The 19,552-nt window shown below is 61.8% G+C and carries 18 protein-coding genes; 5 read left to right on the top strand and 13 right to left on the bottom strand.

Translation table 11 applies throughout. From position 1 onward, the window contains the following. Positions 1-34: 34 nt before the first annotated feature. The 10 genes from FGL86_RS09145 to FGL86_RS18130 form a co-directional block, all read right to left on the bottom strand. Positions 35-1,201 carry a hypothetical protein gene (locus FGL86_RS09145; protein WP_186764366.1) on the bottom strand — a complete coding sequence of 389 codons (1,167 nt, stop codon included), beginning with the start codon at positions 1,199-1,201 and terminating at the stop codon, positions 35-37. A gap of 96 nt (positions 1,202-1,297) precedes the next feature. After that, positions 1,298-2,497 (bottom strand): porin, encoded by a 1,200-nt coding sequence (locus FGL86_RS09140; RefSeq protein ID WP_147184272.1) that lies wholly within the window; start codon positions 2,495-2,497, stop codon positions 1,298-1,300. Positions 2,498-2,782: 285 nt separating this feature from the next. Continuing rightward, the gene (locus tag FGL86_RS09135) at positions 2,783-3,703 is read right to left on the bottom strand and encodes a ProQ/FINO family protein (RefSeq protein WP_246131581.1); all 921 of its coding nucleotides are present in this window, start codon (positions 3,701-3,703) and stop codon (positions 2,783-2,785) included. 70 nt (positions 3,704-3,773) lie between these two features. After that, a complete protein-coding gene (locus tag FGL86_RS09130; protein WP_147184271.1) occupies positions 3,774-4,292 on the bottom strand; it encodes a dihydrofolate reductase in 519 nt (172 codons plus the stop codon). Beyond that, a complete protein-coding gene (locus FGL86_RS09125) occupies positions 4,289-5,143 on the bottom strand; it encodes a thymidylate synthase (RefSeq protein ID WP_147184270.1) in 855 nt (284 codons plus the stop codon). Before FGL86_RS09125 ends, FGL86_RS09130 begins: the two co-directional genes overlap by 4 nt. 46 nt (positions 5,144-5,189) lie before the next feature. Beyond that, entirely contained in the window at positions 5,190-5,999 is an 810-nt protein-coding gene (gene lgt / locus FGL86_RS09120; protein WP_147184269.1) for a prolipoprotein diacylglyceryl transferase, read from the bottom strand. Between the two features lie 63 nt (positions 6,000-6,062). Beyond that, the gene (locus FGL86_RS09115) at positions 6,063-6,857 is read right to left on the bottom strand and encodes a sulfite exporter TauE/SafE family protein (RefSeq protein ID WP_147186141.1); all 795 of its coding nucleotides are present in this window, start codon (positions 6,855-6,857) and stop codon (positions 6,063-6,065) included. A 90-nt stretch (positions 6,858-6,947) separates the two neighbouring features. Continuing rightward, positions 6,948-7,241 (bottom strand): HigA family addiction module antitoxin, encoded by a 294-nt coding sequence (locus tag FGL86_RS09110; RefSeq protein WP_222433733.1) that lies wholly within the window; start codon positions 7,239-7,241, stop codon positions 6,948-6,950. 113 nt (positions 7,242-7,354) lie between these two features. Continuing rightward, positions 7,355-7,633, bottom strand: coding sequence for a type II toxin-antitoxin system RelE/ParE family toxin (locus tag FGL86_RS09105; RefSeq protein ID WP_147184268.1), 279 nt, complete (start codon positions 7,631-7,633; stop codon positions 7,355-7,357). Between the two features lie 35 nt (positions 7,634-7,668). Next, on the bottom strand, positions 7,669-8,730 hold the full coding sequence (locus FGL86_RS18130; protein WP_147184267.1) for an RNA-guided endonuclease InsQ/TnpB family protein: 1,062 nt from the start codon (positions 8,728-8,730) through the stop codon (positions 7,669-7,671). Positions 8,731-8,751: 21 nt separating this feature from the next. Between FGL86_RS18130 and tnpA the strand changes: the two genes are divergently transcribed. Then, complete coding sequence (gene tnpA / locus FGL86_RS09095; protein WP_147184266.1) at positions 8,752-9,168, top strand: IS200/IS605 family transposase; 417 nt, start codon at positions 8,752-8,754, stop codon at positions 9,166-9,168. A 166-nt stretch (positions 9,169-9,334) separates the two neighbouring features. Continuing rightward, a complete protein-coding gene (locus tag FGL86_RS09090) occupies positions 9,335-10,120 on the top strand; it encodes an NRDE family protein (RefSeq protein ID WP_147184265.1) in 786 nt (261 codons plus the stop codon). 10 nt (positions 10,121-10,130) lie between these two features. On the opposite strand, the gene ptsP is transcribed toward FGL86_RS09090, so the two are convergent. Together ptsP and FGL86_RS09080 are read right to left on the bottom strand one after the other, a co-directional pair. Next, a complete protein-coding gene (gene ptsP, locus FGL86_RS09085; RefSeq protein WP_147186139.1) occupies positions 10,131-12,392 on the bottom strand; it encodes a phosphoenolpyruvate--protein phosphotransferase in 2,262 nt (753 codons plus the stop codon). A gap of 6 nt (positions 12,393-12,398) precedes the next feature. After that, entirely contained in the window at positions 12,399-12,893 is a 495-nt protein-coding gene (locus tag FGL86_RS09080; protein WP_222433732.1) for an RNA pyrophosphohydrolase, read from the bottom strand. Between the two features lie 267 nt (positions 12,894-13,160). On the opposite strand from FGL86_RS09080, the gene FGL86_RS09075 reads away from it, so the two are divergent. Continuing rightward, positions 13,161-13,817, top strand: a complete 657-nt coding sequence (locus FGL86_RS09075; protein ID WP_147184263.1) for a histidinol-phosphatase — start codon at positions 13,161-13,163, stop codon at positions 13,815-13,817. Between the two features lie 231 nt (positions 13,818-14,048). Here the strand turns inward: FGL86_RS09075 and FGL86_RS09070 are convergent, their stop codons facing one another. After that, the gene (locus FGL86_RS09070; RefSeq protein ID WP_147184262.1) at positions 14,049-15,029 is read right to left on the bottom strand and encodes a malate dehydrogenase; all 981 of its coding nucleotides are present in this window, start codon (positions 15,027-15,029) and stop codon (positions 14,049-14,051) included. 340 nt (positions 15,030-15,369) lie between these two features. Between FGL86_RS09070 and FGL86_RS09065 the strand changes: the two genes are divergently transcribed. Next, positions 15,370-16,461, top strand: a complete 1,092-nt coding sequence (locus tag FGL86_RS09065) for an efflux RND transporter periplasmic adaptor subunit (protein WP_147184261.1) — start codon at positions 15,370-15,372, stop codon at positions 16,459-16,461. 2 nt (positions 16,462-16,463) lie between these two features. Further along, the gene (locus FGL86_RS09060) at positions 16,464-19,520 is read left to right on the top strand and encodes an efflux RND transporter permease subunit (protein WP_147184260.1); all 3,057 of its coding nucleotides are present in this window, start codon (positions 16,464-16,466) and stop codon (positions 19,518-19,520) included. Positions 19,521-19,552: the final 32 nt, after the last annotated feature.

Here is a 19,552-nt window from a genome sequence, read left to right as displayed (position 1 = left end):
AGGTAAAGTAAATCGACTTTCAAGCAGTGAACATTTATTGAATATCGAGCTGCTTGACTCTCAGTTCGTAGTTATTGACGCCGCTCATCGCCGAGCCGAACTTCTGCCCTTGTACCCAGACCCGATACCGGCCGGGCTCGAGCACGGTCTTGATATCCACATCGCCGTTGAAGCCTTCGCCCTTGTCCTTGGCGACCACTTCATCCTGCTCGTTGAGCACCCGCGCCTCGATGCGATAGTTGCTCTCGTCGTCGGCGAAGGTCGAAGTGGTGATGGCAACGGTGCCCGCCTGAGCCACCTCGAAGGTCAGCACCTCGCCCTTGGCGCGAATCTTGACGTCCGTGACGATCTCGTCGAAGCCACGCTCCGGCGTCGCCGCTTCGCCGGTTTCCGAAGCTTGAGAGGAAGCGGCGGCAGGCATGCCTTGTGACAAGCCGGATGGTTCAGCCGGGGATTCGGCGGAAGACGAAGCTTGCTCGCTGATCGCGACATCACCGGGCCTGGGATCAGTTGAGGCTTGCTCGATCGGCTCGCGCTCGACAGGGGCATTATCGCTTGACGCCTTGGCACTCGCTGCCACCGCACCGCCGGCGGCCAGGGGCACCACGGATTCGCTGCTTCTCACGAAAGCGGTGCTGCGGCCATCCTTGCCCGGGCCGCCGAAGACGATGCCGCCGCCGTCGTCGATACCTTCCGCCAGTTGCCGGCCCTGGGCATCCTGGCCGGACACAGTGACAAAGAAGCCGTCGCCGCGGTTGCTCTTGGCGCCGAACTTGTAGCCCTGCACCTCCAGCACGTAGTCGCCGGGTTCCAGGCGCTGGCTCATTTCCAGCCCGCCCTGGCGCCCCAGCCCCTGGCCTTCCGCGATCACCTGGCCCTGGCTGTCCAGCAGCCTGGCCTCGATACGGTTGTCCGGGTTTTCTCCCGCCGGCACGTGACTTTCGAAGGTATAGACGCCGGGGGTTTTCACCTGAAAGTCATGCCGGTTCCAGCGGCCGTAGAGGAAATCCCGGCTGCGGGCGTCGTTTTCGGATTTCAGAAAGCCGGTCAGATCCAGCGGTTCCATGGACGCGCGGCGTTTCTCCGCCGCGGCGCTGTCGCTTTCCGCCAGTACCGCGCCGGCGTGGCTCAGGCTCAGCGCCAGCAGCACCGCAGTGGCCGTCTTGGTGGAAACAAACGTGGTGGGAAATTTGCGTTTCATCGATCACCTCATGAAAAAAGCCGACCCCAAGGGATCGGCTTTCGATATCAGTCCAACTCGGGGCAGGGTCGGATGATACCCCTGCATCAAGCGGGATTAGAACAGATAGACGGCACCCACGGCGACACCGTCACCTTCGTCGTCCGTACGATCGTAGAGCGCACCTTCAACGAAAGTGTACATGGCGTCGGAGATATTGTAGGTGGCACCCAGGATGATCTCGTTGTAGCTCTCGTCCTCGCGCTCGCTCGGCCAGTCGCCGCTGGTCAACGCATCGTCTGCGGTATCGAGGAAGTCTCCGCCACCTACGTCGACATACTGGTAGGAGCCGTAGAGATCGCCCATGCCGTTGCCGTAGCCGTAGCGGGCACCCAAGGCGTAATAGTTAGTATCCGCCAAGGTATCGTTATCGGACTTGAAACGCTCTGCCTTCAACGCAACGCGCAGGGTATCCCAGGTATACTGACCGGTGATACCGTACTGCTCACCGGCTTCGAAATCACCGCTGCCAATATCATTCCCATCGCTATCTACGGCAGAGTAGCTACCGTCGTTATTATCCAGGTTGTCGTAGACTGCGGCGATGGAGAAGTTGCCCACTTCGTACTTCAAGCCGCCGAAGAAGGAAGCATTGCTGCTATCCTCACCAGTGACCGTAATCTCGTCGCCAAGTGAGTTAGTTCCAGTGACTGTATCATCGCCATCGAATTCCGCGTCCCCTTTGTACTGGGTACCCACGGCGAATTGCAGACCGCCCAAGGACGGTGACATGTACTGCAGCTTGTCGCCTTCGCGATTCTCGACACCCAAGATACGACCATTGGAGTCGGAGACGTCGAAGTATTCGTTGTTGGAGATCGGGTCCTGAATCCAGTCGTCGATCAGCGGGTCCCAAGAACCCAGGCGCGCGTCACCGAAGTTGCCCTTCAAGCCCAGGTAGGCCTGGTCGCCGGTGTTGATACCGCCGGGGGCGCCCTTGGCTTGGTCCGCGTCGAATTCCCACTCCGCCTTGAAGTAGCCGGTCAGGCCATTCATGATCACGTGCTCGCCGGTCACGCCGATGGTGGAGCCGTTATCGAAGATTTCGTCTTCCGCTTCGGTTCCCTGATAGATATCATTACCTACGCCTGGAACGTCTTCAAACTGGGCGGTTTCGATGGACTTGTAAGCCAACTGGATGTTGCCGTACAGGTCGAGCTTGGTGCCGTCCTGGTTGTAGACAGTAGCGGCGGAGGCGGCTCCGGCGGAAGCGGCCAAGGCGCCGGCGATAGCAGTCACCAATAGTGTCTTTTTCATTGCTGTAATCCTTTCACTAGCTTGCTGTTTCGATCGTTTTTACTGCGTTTTTTCTGCAGTTTCGGGTCGGCCGGTATCTTGGTAATGGTTCTCGGCCTTGTTGTTTTCGTTGCTCGCAGGGAAACCATATACCGGGATTTTTAAGAACGCAACAAGAAAAAAACACTGTTTCCAAATTATTTTGAATTTTTTTTTGGAACCCTTTCACCAAAACGCCATCAAAGCCCGGTTTGAACGAAAAAACCTTGATTTAACCGTGGTTTGCGACGTCCCGCGAAAAAATTGCTACTTCTGGTGCTTGGCGATCAAGGCGCTGAGCTTCTGCTCGAAACTTTGCGGCTCCGGGGGTTTAGCTTCGGGTTTGCTCGTTTGCCGGCGGGTCCTGTGACGGGATTTCTTCGTCGCGCCAACCGGCTCGTGCTGCTGGGCGGCTGGCTCGCTTTTCGCCGCCCTTGCAGGCGCCGCGTCCGTCTGTTTCGCCGCTTTTTGAGCGTCATTGCGCTTGGCGCGCAGTTCCTCGAGCTTCTTGCGGGCGTGCTCCGCTTCCCCGGCGCCGACCAGGCCGGCGGCCTCGCCGTCCAGCCCGACCCGCTCGGCCCCTTCCCGCACCGCCTTGAGATAGCGCGGCAGATGCACGTAGCAGGCCAGCGCCCGACGCACGAGCTTTTCCGGCCAGGGTTCCCGGGCCAGCAGCTCTTCATGAATACCGATCTTCAATGGCCGGGTGTGGCCCTTGAAGAAGGTTTGCGTGTAGCGCCGGTACCACTGACTCAGCAGCGCCTGGGGAGACGGCGCGTCTTGAGTGGCGGTTTCCGGGGTCATGGCCTCCGGCTGTGACTGCGGCGTCGGTTCGGCCAGCGGCGCCACCGGCGCAGCGGCCTGGCTTTCGTCCACAGAGGTCGCCTTGTCTTCCGTCGTCGTTTCCGGGGCCGATGAGGTTTCCGAAGGCAGATCGCGGCGCGGGCGGCGCTCCATCAGCGCGGCGAAGCCCTTGCTGCGGGCCGGGGCCAGGGAGGCCCGCGTGGTTCTGGCCTGCTCTGCCAGTTGAGTCATCTGTGCCAGCAGCTCGCGGCTGTGGCGTTCCAGTTCCTGGTTGCGAGCCTCCAGCCTGGCGATTCGCCGGCGGGCCTCGAGCAGCTCGAGGCTACGATCTCGCGCATGCCGCTCCAGGGAAGTGAAGAGTGCATTCATGCGTTCGTTGGCCAAGGCATGCCCTCCTTGCAGGTAGTTCTTTCCATGTCGATAGGTCGGTCAAGTATCACGGAGCAATCTCTCGTCAGGTACGGCGCCGGTAGGTCACGAAGGCGTAATCCGGCTGGCCGTCGACCGGGGTGCCGGGCACGCGCTCCACTTCTTGCCAGGCGGCGGCATCCACGGCGGGGAAGCAGGCGTCGCCGTCGAGTTCCAGGGCGATTTCCGTCAAATATAGCCGCTGCGCCAGGCTCAGCGCCTGAGTGTAGATTTGCGCGCCGCCTATCACCATGATTTCTTCCGCTCCGCTCTCCAGCGCCCTTTGGTCCGCCAGGGCCAGGGCGTCTTCCAGATCGTGACATACCTCGACACCGGACGGATGAAAGGTTTCGCTGCGGGTCACCACGATATTCAGGCGACCGGGAAGCGGCCTGCCGATGGAATCGAAGGTCTTTCGCCCCATCACCAGAGGCTTGCCCTGGGTCTTGCGCTTGAAAAACCTGAGGTCTTCCGGCAGATGCCAGGGCATTTGATTGTCGACGCCGATCACGCCGTTGCGGGAGCGCGCGGCGATCATCGCCACCGGCGTGCGTAGCTGGCTCATACCGCCACCTCCGCCTTGATCGCCGGATGCGATTCGTAGCCTTCGATGGCGATATCCTCGAAGCGAAAGGCGAACAGATCGCGAACGTCCGGATTCAATCTCAGCTGCGGCTCGCCGAGCGGCGAGCGGGAAAGCTGCCGCTGCGCCTGTTCCAGATGATTGAGATAGAGATGGGCGTCCCCCAGAGTGTGAACGAACTCCCCCGGCGCCAGATCGCAGACCTGGGCCACCATGCAGGTCAGCAGCGCATAGCTTGCGATATTGAAGGGCACGCCGAGAAAGATATCCGCGCTGCGCTGATAGAGCTGACAGGAAAGCCGCCCTTCGGCGACGTAGAACTGAAACAGGCAGTGACAGGGCGGCAGCGCCATCTCTTCCACCTGGGCCGGGTTCCAGGCGGAAACCAGCAGACGGCGGGAGTCCGGGTTGTCGTGAATCTGCTCCACCACCCGAGCGATCTGATCGACATGGCCGCCCCGGGGGTCCGGCCAGCTGCGCCATTGATAGCCGTAGACGGGCCCCAGCTCTCCCTGCTCGTCCGCCCACTCGTCCCAGATGCTGACGCCGTTTTCCTGAAGATAGGCGATATTGGTGTCGCCGCCCAGAAACCACAGAAGCTCGTGGATGATCGAGCGCAGGTGCAGCTTCTTGGTGGTCACCAGCGGGAAGCCCCGGGACAGATCGAAGCGCATCTGATGGCCGAACAGGCTGCGGGTGCCGACCCCGGTGCGATCGTGCTTGACCACACCGTGATCCAGCACCTGACGCATCAGATCCAGATAGGGCTGCTCCAGGGCCGGCCTGCGCTTCTCGCCATCGGCGGGATCGGAAATAGCGGGGGCGGAAGTCATACAGGATACCTTGACGAAAGAGTGCCTTGACGAAGGTTTCAGGCTTTCAGGCCGGCTGCGGCTCACTGGCAGGAGGATAATCCACCGACTGGCGACGAGACCAGACAATCAGCGCAATTCCGGCGATCATCATCGGCAATGTCAGCAACATACCCATGGTCAGCCAGTCGAAGGCGATGAAACCCAGCTGCGGGTCCGGCAGGCGGACGAACTCCACGCCGAAGCGAAACACGCCGTAAAGCAGCAGAAACAGGCCGGAAACCAGACCGCGACGGCGCGGCCGGCTGGAGACCCACCACAGGATGATGAACAGCACCAGGCCTTCCAGTAGCGCCTCGTAAAGCGATGACGGATGGCGCGGCGGTCCGCCAAGCTGCGGGAACACCATGCCCCAGGGCAGCTCGGTCACCCGGCCCGGCAGCTCGTGATTGATGAAGTTGCCGATGCGCCCGGCGCCCAGGCCGACCGGCACCATGGGGGCGATGAAATCCGTCAGCTGGAAGAAGCCCAGACGACGGCGGCGGGCGAATAGCCAAACGGCGATCAGTACGCCGATCAGGCCGCCGTGAAAGCTCATGCCGCCATCCCAGATCATGAAGAGCCAGAGCGGATTGGCCAGCAGCTGTTCGGTGCCGTAGAACAGGGCGTAGCCGGCGCGACCCCCCAGCACCACCCCCAGGGCGACATAGAAGATCAGGTCGCCGATATCGTCATTGCTCAGCCCGACGCGCCAGGCGCGCCGACGCCCCAGCCACCAGGCAACGATAAAGCTGATCACGTACATCAGCCCGTACCAGTGGACCTTGATGGGTCCAAGAGCGATAGCGACGGGATCGATATTCGGGTAGGTCAACATGCGAAAGCCTTGATTCTTGACTAATACTCTTGATTGGCGAAACGGGCGGCCTGCAAGAGCGATTCACAAAAGGAACCGCAGCCCGACGATCAGCAGCAGCGCGGCGAATGCCAGGCGCAGCACCCGGGCCGACAGCACGTGGGCCAGATGCACGCCAAGCCTGGCGAAAGGCACGCTGGCCAGCACGATACCCAGAAAGGCCGGCCATAAAACGAAACCCGTGGACCAGGGCGGCAACAGCGGCTCACCCCAGCCGGTGATGATGAAGGTCAGAGCGCCGAACAGCGCGATGGGCAGCCCGCAGGATGACGAGGTGCCCACCGCCTGGGGCATCGGCGCGCCGCAGCGGGAAAACCAGGGCACGCTCAAGGTGCCGCCGCCGATGCCGAACAGCGCGGATACCGCGCCGATCACGCCCCCGGCCACGCCCATCACAGGACGCGAAGGCTCCACGCTGCCGGGTTTGGGCGCCATTCCCGTGGCCATCTTGAGAGCCACCGCGATGACGAAAACGCCGAAAAGCGTCCCCAGCACGCCGCCGGACAGGCTGCCGGCGATGAACACCCCGAGAATGGCCCCAAGCATCAGCCCCGGCAGCATGGCCAGGAACCAGTCCCGGCGCACGCTGCCGCGCTGAAAATGGCCCCAGGCGGAAGAGGCGCTGGTGATCACGATGGTCGCCAGGGAGGTGCCGATGGCCAGATGCATCGTCACTTCCGGCGCGACCCCCTGTATCCCGAAGGCGAACACCAGAGCCGGCACGATGATCAAACCGCCCCCCACGCCGAAAATCCCCGCCATGGTGCCGGCGATCGCTCCCAACAGCAGGTAACCCGCCAAGGTGGTCAACAGGGTTATCACACCCGCCCTCTCCCGGAAATCGTATCGGGGGACGAGTTTACGCGGCGAGGCGGGGAAAGTCATCGCGCGGGACTTGTCCCATGTCTTTCAAGCGTGATCGGCAGCGGCGAATTTGGGAATATGGTTTTGCTCTCGGCTTTGCGCTCGACAAAGATCGTAGTTGGCCTGCATGACCAGCCAGTGTCGCGCTTCGCCGATACCGCCATGCTCGAGCCGAACGGCGAAGTCCGAGGATATGCCGGCATGTTCATGCAGAATGCGAGAAACCGCATTACGCGACATACCAAGCTTCTTGGAAAATTCCGTAACGGAAAGCCCCAGCGCCGGCACGATACGGCGGCGCAGTATACGACCCGGATGCGGCGGGTTTCTCATCGCCATGGCTAAAGTCTCCTAAATTTTTAAACTGATAATTCTTGTTTAAATTCTTTTTAAAACAAAGAAGTTAGCTTTGATATACGTATTGCGATATCTCCCCAAGCAACATCTTTCAATCAATGATAATCTTCGTAATCGACTTGATCTGCGTCTTCTCCATCGAACGTGAAAGTCACAACCCAGTTGCCATTGACATGCACCGAATAGTAGCCCTTGCGATTGCCTGTCAACTCGTGAAAGTCGTTACCCGGCAGGTTCATTTGCCGAGGATTTGATGCCGCATCCAGCGCTGCCAGAATGTCTTCCAAATCTTCAACGTGGTTGGGTTGCACACCTTGACGCTGTCCCTTCTCATAAAGACGCTTCAAGCCTTTATGCTTTATTTTTTTGATCATTACATGGTTCCAATTCCTTTGACGTCCTCCCCGCCCTAAAGGACGGGGATTCCAACTTCTTGAGGGCAACGTCCTGCCCCGAGACTGAGGATATTCCGGGCCGCATTCACGTCCCGGTCGTGGAGTACACCACACTCCCCGCACTCCCAGTCTCTTACTCGCAACCCGTTGACGCCCTGCGGCCCACTAAGCGAGCCGCACGACGAACAAGCGCGGGTGGTGTTGGTTTCGCGAACGACCTTGAAGACGATGCCTGCGTGAGCGCATTTATATGCCAGCATCGTTTTCAATTGCGACCAGCCGGCGTCGTAGACGCTTTTGGCCATCTTGGTCTTCGCAAGTTTGGTTGAGGAAACATCGCCCACGACGATTTCGCCGTACTGGCTGACGAGCTTCCGGGAAAACTTGTGCTGCGCGTCCTTGCGCCGGTTCTTGATCTTGGCGTGGATCGCCTTGACCCGGCGCTTGTTGCCAGCACGTTGGGCTGTCGCCAACTTGTCTTCCATGCGACGGTAGAAGCGGCTGTTTTCCAGCTTTCCGCCGTCGCTGCAAGTGGCCACGTCCTTCAGGCCCAGGTCGATGCCAACGGCGCCCTGTCCCGCGGATGGCTGTACATCGACCTCGACAGCCACGTTGAAGTACCAGCGGCCTCGGCTGTCTTCGCTGAAACTGCCAGCACGGAACTTGTATTTCGACAGGCCGTAGCTATCCCAAACCGTGAAATGGCTGCCGTTGTGGAATACCTGCCCGTTCTTCCACTTGGCCGCGCCGGTATTGACCGGCACCCAGCCGAGAGAGCGACGCACGCCCCGGGACTTGCGCCACTGTAGGCGAGTCTTCTTGAACTGCTTGCGACGGGTGACGTATTCGGCGGCAACACACTGCAAGGTCTGGCTGTGCAGGCCGAGGGCCTTGCCGGCCCCCTGGGTATAGGGGTGCATGTCGTAGGCAGACAGAAACAGCCCTTTCTCCCGCATGGCTCGGGAAGACAGTTCGTTGAGGTAGTTCCAGACAAAATTCACGCCGCGAGCCATGCGGTTAAGCTCGGCGGCGTGCTTGTCCTTCACTCGAACCTTGAGGGTCTTGGTCTGTTTCATGCCTTCGAATATACTTGGTCCATGAACACGAAACAATCTATCAGAACAGGCAGACACTGCGTTTTTAAACTCCATGCCCACTTGGTCTTTGTCACCAAGTATCGGGGCAAGGTGTTCACCGGCGCGCATCTCAAATCCCTCGAATTGCTTTTCGACCGAGTGTGTCGAGACTTCGAGGCAGAGCTAAAGGAGTTCAACGGTGAAACCGACCACGTCCACCTGCTCGTCAACTTTCCGCCCAAGGTGGCGGTATCCAAGCTGGTGAATAGCTTGAAGGGAGTATCCAGCCGACGGATGAAGTTGCTACACCCTGAACTGGTGCAGCTCGCCTACCGGAAGAACTCGCTGTGGAGCCCAAGCTACTTTGGGGGAAGTGTCGGAGGCGCACCCTTGAGCATGGTCAAACAATACATTGAGCAGCAATCGAGGCCGGACTAGGGAGCGCTCTCGCGCTCCTCGCTATCCATCCTCGCACTAGAAGTACGAGGTTTTTCGCGATGTTCGATAATGTCACTTGCTCCGACTGTAATCTGTAACGCGCCAAGGGTCAATCTGAAGCGTCATCCTTTCTTGCACATCGCGCTCCGTTGGGTATGGTAAGCGCATGTGTCTTATCGCTTTCGATTATCGGCCTCGTGCCGCCACGCCTTTGCGCCTGATCGCCAATCGAGACGAGCAGCATGCTCGGCCCGCGGCGGCGCTGGATTTCTGGGGGGACGTCCCGGACATTCTCGGGGGCCGCGATCTGCAGGCCGGCGGCAGCTGGCTGGCGGTGCATCGAAGCGGTCGCCTGGCGGCGGTGACCAACGTACGCGATCCGCGTATCGAGGTGGCGCCAGACGCGCCCAGCCGAGGCGAGCTGGTACACGACGCGCTTGAATGCGCGGACCTCGAGACATGGCTGGAAGAACTGGCGGCGAGCGAGGCGCGGCGCTACGCGGGTTTCAATCTGTTGGCAGGACGGCTGGACGCGAACGGCCTCGCCCTCTGGCATCTGCACCGAGGATATCGAGAAATCGCGTTGGGCCGGATCACCCCGGGGCTGCACGGGATTTCCAACGCGAGCCTGGATACCGCCTGGCCCAAGCTGCTCAAGGCCTGTCAGGGGCTGGAAACCAGCCTTGTCGGAAACGCCTGGCCAGATGCTGCGCTGGAAACGATGCGGGACGATCGCATCATCGAAGACGCCACGCGGCTGCCGGATACCGGCGTCGGCCTTGCCCTGGAGCGCCGGCTCTCACCCCCGTTCATTCTCGGTGACGTCTACGGTACCCGAGCCACTACCTGGGTTTCCTGGCACGCGAACGGCGAGATCGAGATCGGCGAGCGGCGTTTCGCTCCGGAAGGCGTTTTCCTGGGCGAAACCCGACAATGCATGCAAACCCGCTGAAGCAAGTCGGCTAGTCCTTGGGGGGAAGCAGATGCGCCAGCTGCCACTCGGCAAGGCGCGCTTCCAGATGTTGCCAGACCTCCGAGCAGGTCGTCAGTTGCAGCACTTCATCCACCAGCGCCCGAGCATTGGCCAGAGAGACTCGCCGAATGGCGGCACGCACTCGAGGCAGATTCGGCGTGTTCATGGAAAGCGCATCGAAGCCCATTCCCATCAACAGCAAGGCGCCGGCGGGATCGCCGGCCAGCTCGCCGCAAACCGCGATGGGCATCTCGAGCGCCGCCGCCTCCCTGGAGGCTCGGGCCAAGGCCGTCAGCACCGCCGGATGACAGGCGTCGTAAAGCCCGGCGACCCGAGGGTTGTTGCGATCCACCGCCAGCAGATACTGGGTCAGGTCGTTGCTGCCCACGGAGAAGAAATCCACCCGTTCCGCCAGCGCCGGCAGCTGATAGAGCGTCGCCGGCACCTCGAGCATGACGCCAATTCTGGGCCTCTCGACGGTAATACCGTCTTCGTTCAGCTCCCGCTGAGCGCGCTCGATCAAACGCAGGGTCGTATCCACCTCGTCGATGCTGGTGATCATCGGCAGCAGAATGCGCAGGTTACCCAGCCCCTGGGAGGCGCGCAGCATGGCCCGCAGCTGCACCATCAGCACCTCCGGATGATCGAGAGTGACGCGAATGCCCCGCCAGCCCAGGAAAGGGTTGGTCTCGTCGATGGGGAAATACGGCAGGTCCTTGTCGCCGCCGATATCCAGGGTACGCATGACCACCGGCAGCGGCGCGAATCCCGCCAGCTGCTCACGATACAGGGTGGTCTGCTCCTGCTCGCCGGGAAAGCGCTCGGTGGTCATGAAAGGCACTTCGGTGCGATAGAGACCGACCCCGGCGATGCGCGTCTTGAGCGCAGCCATCAGCTCCGTGGCCAGGCCGGTATTGACCAGCAGCGGCAACGCATGGCCGTCCGGGGTCACGCAAGGCAGATCCTGCTCGTTTTCCAGCAGCCGATTCACTGCCTGCTCCTCGGCGATCAGACTTTGATAGTGGCGCTGCATGTCGGCGCTGGGCCTGACGATCAGCCGGCCGCGATGGCCGTCCAGAATCACCGGGGCTTCGTTGAGCCGGGGCAGCGGCAGATCCACCATGCCCAGCACCGTGGGGATCCCCATGGCCCGGGCCAGAATCGCCACGTGGGAATTGCTCGAGCCACGCAAGGCCACCAGACCCGCCAGCTTGTGTCGCGGCACTTCCCCCAGGATCGCCGCACTGATCTCGTCTCCCACCAGAATCGACTGCTCCGGGAAGGATTCCGGCGTCTGCGGATTGTCTTCCTGAAGATGTGCCAGTACCCGCCTCCCCAGATCGCGGATATCCGCCGCCCGCTCCCGCAGGTAGTCGTCGTCGACCCGCTCCAGATACTGCACGTGACGGCGTACCACGTCCGCCAGCGCGCCGGGGGCCCACTGGCCTTCCTCAATGCGTTTTTCCACTTCCTGGCCCAGCGAGGCGTCGCTGAGTATCTGCTGATAGACGTCGAACAGCGCCAGCTCCTGGGAACTGATACGCCCGATCAGCCGTGCAGCGGTGGCCTGGAGCTCATCGCTGACCTGGCGAATGGCGTTTCTCAGACGCCGGACTTCGTCGGCGATATCCGTCGGCACCAGATCCGGTACGCCGTCCAGGTCCGCCGGCGGCGAGATAACCACCGCTGTGCCGATCACCCGGCCCGGCGACGCCGCCACGCCGCGAAACACCGCCTGGCCGGAAGGATCCGTAGGGCAATTCAAGGCGCCGGTGGCCAGGGCATGCGCCAGCACCCCACCGAGCTGCGCGGCCATGGTCACCAGGAACGCTTCGTCGCCTTCGTCGTAGCGACGGTTGTCCTGCTGCTGCACCACCAGCACGCCGAGCATGTGGCGCTGATGAATGATGGGCACGCCGAGAAAGCTCGAATAGCGTTCCTCGCCGGTTTCCGGGAAATAGCGAAAACTGGGATGGGCGGTGGCGTCCTCCAGGTTCAAGGGTTCCTCGCGCTCGGCGACCCATCCCACCAGTCCGTCGCCCAATCGCAGGGACACCCGTCCCACCGCCTGAGGCTTGAGGCCGATGGTTTCCATCAGCACCAGGCGCTCCAGCTCCGTATCGTATAAATAGAAGGAACAGACGTCGGTCTGCATGGCCTTGCGGGTACGCCGCACCATGGTCGACAGGGCCGCTTCCAGGGTGCGAGCCCCGTTGACTTCCTGGACGATACGGCGTAGCACGTCGAGCATGGCCATTCAGTCACCGTCCCCCAGGGCCAGGCGCTGCGCCCGCGGGGCCAACTCGCGCAGCGCGCGGCGATAGACTTCCCGCTTGAAGGACACCACCTGCCCCAGCGGATACCAGTAGCTCACCCAGCGCCAGCCATCGAACTCCGGCTTGGCCGTGGTATCCACACATACCCGGCTATCCTGACAACGAATCTTCAGCAGGAACCATTTTTGCTTCTGGCCGATACATACCGGCCTTGAATGCGTTCTAATCATGCGTCGGGGCAGGCGGTAACGTAGCCAACCGCGAGTACAGGCAAGCATTTCCACATCAGCGGCGGTCAAGCCGATTTCCTCTTCCAGCTCTCGATACAGAGCTTGATGGGGCGTCTCGTTTGCCTTGATGCCTCCCTGGGGGAATTGCCATGCGTTCTGCCCTACCCGACGCGCCCAAAGCAGCTGCCCTTGCCGGTTGGCTATGATAATGCCAACGTTAGGGCGAAAGCCGTCAGCGTCGATCACGGACTTCACCTTGATAAGTCTAGTATTGGAACCATTCTTCCATAAAGCTCGAAAGCGCATCAACAACTTAAGCGTGGCATTGCCCATGAGCCTTGATGCGTTTACCGACGACGCCGTGGGCGGTATTGCCGCAGGGTGCGGTGCAGCGTATATAAAAATGCGCTACGGTCTGCAATAATTCTCGACGCTTTCCCGTTACTTTTTATATTGGCATGAATAGCTCCGCAGCGCGGCGGCTATCGATCATTCGTCACCAAGGAGCCTGCCTTGAGCCTGGCCATCTTCGATCTCGATAATACCTTGCTGGGTACCGACAGCGATCACGCCTGGGGAGAATTCCTGCTGGAACAAGGCGCCGTGGACCCGGTGAACTATCGAGAAACCAATGAACGCTTCTATCGCCAATATCAGCAGGGCTCCCTGGATATCCACGCCTACCTGGCCTTCGCCTTGCAGCCGCTGGCGAACAACACCCCGGAGCAGCTGGCCGCCTGGCATCAGCAGTTCATGGCGGGCAAGATCGAGCCGCATATTCTGATCAAGGGCGAGGAACTGCTGGCACGCCATCGCGCCAAGGGCGATCATCTTTTGATCATCACCGCCACCAACCGCTTCATCGCCGGGCCGATCGCCGAACGTCTCGGGGTGGACGACTTGATCGCCGTGGAACCGGAAGTGATCGACGGGCGCTATACCACCCGAATCAGCGGCACACCCAGCTATCGAGAAGGCAAGATCGAGCGGCTGGAGCAGTGGCTGGAACATCAGGACATCACCCTCGACGGCGCCTGGTTCTACAGCGATTCCCACAACGACCTGCCGCTGCTGGAACGGGTGGACAACCCGGTGGCGGTGGACCCGGACGAAATATTGCGTCGGGAAGCCGAAAATCGCGGCTGGCGGATCATCACGCTGCGGGACTGAACACTATTAACCTGGCAATCAAATAGGTCATCCTGACCTCTTTGATTGTCGCCCCCGCCACACTGGCGCAGATCAGTGAATCTGCTGGTGTGACGCGGGCTCGCGCCGACCTACCGGCCGGCGGCGGCACTTCCCTGTGCCGCAATTAACCCGACATAAATGCTTGCAGGGTTAATAAAAAGCCTCGCCGGCGGATACCGGCGAGGCTTTTTTCATGCTTTTACGGCGAGATTATTTGCCGAACAGGTGCTTCACGGCTTCTCGCTCTTCACGCAGCTCGTCTTCCGTGGCCTTCATGCGAGAGCGGCTGAAGTCGTCGATTTCCAGACCCTCGACGATCTTGTACTTGCCGCCGTCGCAGGTCACCGGGTAGCCGTACATGATGCCGGGCTCGATGCCGTAGCTGCCGTCGGAAGGTACCGCCATGCTCACCACGTAGCCTTCGGTACCCAGCGCCCAGTCGCGCATATGGTCGATAGCGGCGGAAGCGGCGGAGGCGGCGCTGGAGGCGCCCCGGGCCTTGATGATGGCGGCGCCACGCTGCTGCACCGTGGGGATGAAGTCGTTCTCGTACCAGTCCTGATCCACCTGATCCAGGGCGGGCTTGTCGTCCACCTTGCAGTGAGAGAGATCCGGGAACTGGGTGGAACTATGGTTGCCCCAGACGATCACGGTCTTCACATCGTTGGCATGCTTGCCGAGCTTCTGGGCCAGCTGGCTCTTGGCGCGGTTGTGATCCAGACGCACCATGGCGGTGATCTGACCGGAGGGAATGTCCGGTGCGTTTTCCGCGGCGATCAGCGCGTTGGTATTTGCCGGGTTGCCGACCACCAGCACCTTGACGTCGCGCTTGGCGTTGTCGTTGAGCGCCTTGCCCTGCACGGAGAAGATTTCCGCGTTGGCTTCCAGCAGGTCCTTGCGCTCCATGCCCGGGCCGCGGGGCCGGGAACCGACCAGCAGGCCGTAGTCGATGTCCTTGAAAGCCACGTTGGGATCATCCGTGGCGACGATGTCACGAACCAGCGGGAAGGCGCAGTCGTTGACTTCCATCACCACGCCCTCGAGGGCGTCCATGGCCTGGGGAATCTCGAGCAAATGCAGGATGACCGGTTGCTTGGGACCCAGCAGGTCGCCGGCGGCAATTCGGAAGATAAGCGAATAGCTGATCTGCCCGGCGGCGCCGGTAATGGCAATACGTACGGGTTCCTTCATCATTGGCTCCTTGAAATAGCGCGGGATGTCGATCGCGAAGCGTTGGCCCGGGAGGCAAGTACGAACCGCCACAGGCGCAAACAAAGCGGTCTAGTGGGTAAAGCGGTCTATCTAGTAGGTAGTGCAATGCGTTTCGATAGTATGCCTGCAGTGCACAAAACTCAATGCCGCCAAAGGTGGTGGAAACACTGAGCCCATCGAGTGGTCCAACAAGCCGCGTTTGACCTTGCCGCGACAAACGGACCTTGTGCTGGTGTCGTATCCAGGCCCGGGGCTGGGCTATTCTGTGGCGCTTCTTGCTTTATCATCGCACCTTCTTTTTATCGCTAAGGATGTCTGAATGCCGCGTCGCTCCACCGTCTCCTACCTGCTCGCCGTCGTTCTGACACTATTGCTGCTGCTATGGCTGGCGTTCGGCAATCTTCAGGCGTTTCGCGACGAGGCGCCGGAAAGCGCAGCACAGGAAGACGACTCGGCGGGGCTGGCGCGGGTCGAAGTCCGCCTGGACGAGGCGCAGGACTACCAGCCGACGCTGCTCGCCCAAGGCAGTCTCACCGCGCGACAGGCCATCGACCTGCGGGCGCGCATCGAGGGTCGCGTCCAGCGGCTGCCGGTCAAGCAAGGTGCCCGTGTGAAAGAAGGTACCGTACTGCTCGAACTCGATCAGGAGGATCTGCCGCAGCAGCTGGCCCGGGCTCAGGCAGAACTCGAGTCCGCCCGGGCGGAATACGAAGGCGCCAGGAGTCTGGAAAAGCGCGATCTGATTTCCCGCACGGAACTATTGAAATTCACCACGGAACTGGCCCAGGCCCAGGCGGAAGCCGCCAGTCTGCGGGAAGCCTTGGCCAAGACCCGCCCCCAGGCGCCTTTCGCCGGCATTCTGGATCGTCTGGACGTGGATCCTGGCGATAGCCTGCAAGTGGGCGAGAGCTACGGCCTGCTGATCGACCCCAGCCAGCTGAAGGCGGAGGCCCAGATCCCGCAGCGGGACGCCCAGGGGCTCGAGCCCGGGCTCGAGGTGGAGGTGACCCTGCTGGACGGTCGCACCCTGGAGGGTGAGCTGACCCATGTAGCAAACCAGGCGAATCCTCAGACTCGAAGTTTTGCCGTGGAGGCGCTGATCGACAATCCGGACAGCCTGCGCCTGGCCGGCGCCAGCGCGACGCTGCGTATCGCCAGACCCAGCCGTCAGGCCCATGCGCTGTCGCCGGCGCTGCTGGTACTCGACGACAAGGGCCGGCTCGGGGTCAAGGCGGTAGACGACCAGCAGCAGGTGGTCTTTCATCCGGTGACCCTGCTTTCCGCCACCAGCGAGCGCGCTTGGGTCAGCGGCATCCCGGAAAAATTGCGCCTGATCACGCTAGGCGGCGGTTTCGTCGAGCCGGGCGAACGGGTCGAGGTGGTGGACGCCGCTTTGCCCCGAGAGTCCTGAGCATGCGCGCGCTGATTCAGGCGGCCATCGATCGCACCCGCACGACGCTGATGCTGCTGATCTTTCTGCTGGTGGCCGGAGTCATGGCCTACCGAGCGATTCCCAAGGAAGCCAACCCGGACGTGGCCATTCCGATGATCTACGTCTCCGTGGTGCTGGAAGGGGTCAGTCCGGAGGACGGCGAGCGCCTGCTGGCTCGGCCGCTGGAGCAGGAGCTGCGCAGCATCGAAGGGCTCGACAAGATGACCTTCCAGACCGGGGAGGGCTTCGCCTCGGTGATCCTCGAGTTCGACGCCGGCTTCGACGCCCGCCAGGCGCTGATGGACGTGCGGGAGCAGGTGGATATCGCCAAGAGTTCCCTGCCTACCGAAGCGGAGGAACCTCGAGTCATGGAGATCAACGTGGGGCTGTTCCCGGTGATGTCCATCGGCCTTTCGGGGCCGCTGGATCAGCGCCAGCTGCTTACCGCGGCAAGGCGCCTCAAGGAAGCTATCGAAGGTATTCCTCAGGTGCTGGAAGTGGACATCGGCGGCGAGCGGGAGGAGTTGATGGAGATCGTCGTCGATCCGCTGGTGCTGGAAAGCTACGGCGTGGATTTCGATACCCTGTTCAACCGGGTCTCCCGCAACAACCGGCTGGTGGCGGCGGGAAGCCTGGATACCGGCGCTGGACGCCTGTCCTTGAAGGTGCCCGGGGTCATCGAAGACATCGAGGACGTGCTTGAGATACCGGTCAAGGTGGACGGCGATCAGGTAGTGACCTTCGGCGACGTGGCGCAGATTCGCCCCACCTTCAAGGATCCGGAGGGCTTTGCCCGCATCGACGGCCAGCCGGCGCTGGTGCTGGAAATCTCCAAGCGCGCCGGGGCCAACATCATTGCCACCGCCAGCGCGGTGCGAGAGCTTTTGAAGGAGGCGGAGCCGCTGTTTCCCGAGGGACTCGAGACGGACATCATCATGGACCAGTCCCAGACCGTGGAAGATCTGCTCTCGGAGCTGCTCAACAACGTGATGGCGGCGGTGGTCATGGTCTTGATAGTGATTCTCGCCAGCATGGGGGCCAGCGCCGCGATGATGGTGGGACTGACCATTCCCGGCGCCTTCCTGAGCGGCATTCTGATGATCTGGGCCATCGGCTTCACCCTGAACATCGTCGTGCTGTTCGCACTGATCCTGGTGGCAGGCATGCTGGTGGACGGGGCCATCGTGGTCAGTGAACTGGCGGATCGCCATCTCGCTCAGGGCCAGCCGCGCAAGGAAGCCTGGGCGAACGCCGCCACTCGCATGGCCTGGCCGGTGATCGCCTCCACCGCCACCACGGTGGTGGTGTTCATGCCGCTACTTTTTTGGCCCGGGGTGGTGGGACAGTTCATGAAGTACCTGCCCGCCACGGTAGTGGTGTGTCTGCTGGCGTCACTGGCCATGGCGCTGATCTTCCTGCCGACCCTGGGAGGCGCTTTCAGTCCCGGCAAGGCGCGTGGCTCGGACCACATCACCCGCGGCGGACGCGGCTATCGCCAGCTGCTGGGCAAGCTGATCCGGCATCCCGGCAAGACGCTGCTGGCGGCGATGCTGGGCATGGCGCTGGTCTATACCGCTTACGCGCGCTTCAATCATGGCGTCGAGTTCTTTCCCAGCGTGGAGCCGGACCGGGCCCAGGCCATGGTGCATCTGCGCGGCGACCTTTCCGTTTCCGAGAAGGACGCGGTGGTCCAGCGGGTCGAGTCGCGGCTGCGCAACATGCCGGAAGTCCAGGCGCTTTACGCCCGCTCCTTCGCCACCCCTAACGAACAGCTTGGCGTCGACGTCATCGGCCAACTGAGCTTTCAGCTGATCGACTGGTCCAAACGCCGCCCGGTCGCCAGGATCCTCGCGGACATGCGCGAACGTACGCAAGACATTCCCGGCATCCAGCTGGAATTTCGGCAGCAGGAGCAAGGCCCAAGCGAGGGCAAGCCGATCGAGCTGGAAATCAGCGCCCAGGATCCGGACAAGGTGAATCGAATGGTGGATACGCTGCGCGCCACCATGCGTCGCCTGGGGGGCTTCGAGGATATCGAGGACAACCGCAGCGTGCCCGGCGTGGAATGGCGCATCCAGGTGGACCGGGAGGCTGCGGCGCGCTTCGGTACCGACGTGGCGAGTATCGGCAGCGCGGTACAGCTGATCACCACCGGTTTGCAGGTAGCCACCTATCGCCCGGTGGAAGCCACGGATGAGGTGGACATTCGCGTGCGTCTGCCCAAAGACTGGCGAAGCCTGGACCAGCTGGGCCGGCTGACCATCAACACCAGCCGCGGCCAGGTGCCGATCAGCCAGTTCGTGACCCTGACTCCGGCGCCTAAGGTCGGCAACCTGCGACGAGTGGATGGACGCCGCGCCATTACCCTGGAGGCGGACGTGGCGGAAGGCTATCAGTCCACGGAACGCCTGAAAGCCCTGCAGGAGGAAATCCAGCCGCTGCCGGAAGGCGTCCGGGTGGATATCGCCGGTGAGCAGGAGGACCAGCAGGAAACTTCGCGTTTCCTGGGCTCGGCTTTCCTGATCGCGCTGTTCCTGATGGCGATCATTCTGGTCACCCAGTTCAACAGCCTGTATCAGGCGGGACTGGTGCTGTCTGCCATCGTCTTCTCCACCGCTGGGGTGCTGATCGGCCTGCTGGTCAACGGCCAGCCCTTCGGCATCGTGATGGTGGGAATGGGCATCATCGCCCTGGCGGGCATCGTGGTGAACAACAATATCGTGCTGATCGATACCTACAACGTGCTGCGACGAGAAGGGCTGGAACCCGCGGCGGCGGCGCTGGAAGCCGGCGGCCTGCGCCTGCGCCCGGTGCTGCTCACCGCCATCACCACGGTGCTGGGGCTGATGCCCATGGTACTGGGGATCAACGTCAACCTGCTGGAACCGGCGCTGGGGTTCAACGCCCCCTCCACCCAGTGGTGGACCCAGCTTTCCAGCGCCATCGCCGGCGGGCTGACCTTCGCCACCGCCCTGACGTTACTGCTCACGCCCTGCATGCTGGTGCTGGGCGCCAAGCTGCCTGGCGGCAGGCGCTGACATCCAGTCGAGGATAAAAGGAAACATCTTGG

The sequence above is a fragment of the Pistricoccus aurantiacus genome, assembly GCF_007954585.1.
Lineage (GTDB): Bacteria > Pseudomonadota > Gammaproteobacteria > Pseudomonadales > Halomonadaceae > Pistricoccus > Pistricoccus aurantiacus.
The sequence above is the reverse complement of the archived record's forward strand: the minus strand, read 5'-3'. Positions and strand labels throughout refer to the sequence as shown.

Coding starts and splice junctions, on each gene's coding strand:
- FGL86_RS09145 (WP_186764366.1), bottom strand. CDS start 1,201: ATGAAACGCAAATTTCCCACCACGTTTGTTTCCACCAAGACGGCCACT.
- FGL86_RS09140 (WP_147184272.1), bottom strand. CDS start 2,497: ATGAAAAAGACACTATTGGTGACTGCTATCGCCGGCGCCTTGGCCGCT.
- FGL86_RS09130 (WP_147184271.1), bottom strand. CDS start 4,292: ATGAGCCAGCTACGCACGCCGGTGGCGATGATCGCCGCGCGCTCCCGC.
- FGL86_RS09125 (WP_147184270.1), bottom strand. CDS start 5,143: ATGACTTCCGCCCCCGCTATTTCCGATCCCGCCGATGGCGAGAAGCGC.
- lgt (WP_147184269.1), bottom strand. CDS start 5,999: ATGTTGACCTACCCGAATATCGATCCCGTCGCTATCGCTCTTGGACCC.
- FGL86_RS09110 (WP_222433733.1), bottom strand. CDS start 7,241: ATGGCGATGAGAAACCCGCCGCATCCGGGTCGTATACTGCGCCGCCGT.
- FGL86_RS09105 (WP_147184268.1), bottom strand. CDS start 7,633: ATGATCAAAAAAATAAAGCATAAAGGCTTGAAGCGTCTTTATGAGAAG.
- FGL86_RS18130 (WP_147184267.1), bottom strand. CDS start 8,730: ATGAAACAGACCAAGACCCTCAAGGTTCGAGTGAAGGACAAGCACGCC.
- tnpA (WP_147184266.1), top strand. CDS start 8,752: ATGAACACGAAACAATCTATCAGAACAGGCAGACACTGCGTTTTTAAA.
- FGL86_RS09090 (WP_147184265.1), top strand. CDS start 9,335: ATGTGTCTTATCGCTTTCGATTATCGGCCTCGTGCCGCCACGCCTTTG.
- ptsP (WP_147186139.1), bottom strand. CDS start 12,392: ATGCTCGACGTGCTACGCCGTATCGTCCAGGAAGTCAACGGGGCTCGC.
- FGL86_RS09070 (WP_147184262.1), bottom strand. CDS start 15,029: ATGAAGGAACCCGTACGTATTGCCATTACCGGCGCCGCCGGGCAGATC.
- FGL86_RS09065 (WP_147184261.1), top strand. CDS start 15,370: ATGCCGCGTCGCTCCACCGTCTCCTACCTGCTCGCCGTCGTTCTGACA.
- FGL86_RS09060 (WP_147184260.1), top strand. CDS start 16,464: ATGCGCGCGCTGATTCAGGCGGCCATCGATCGCACCCGCACGACGCTG.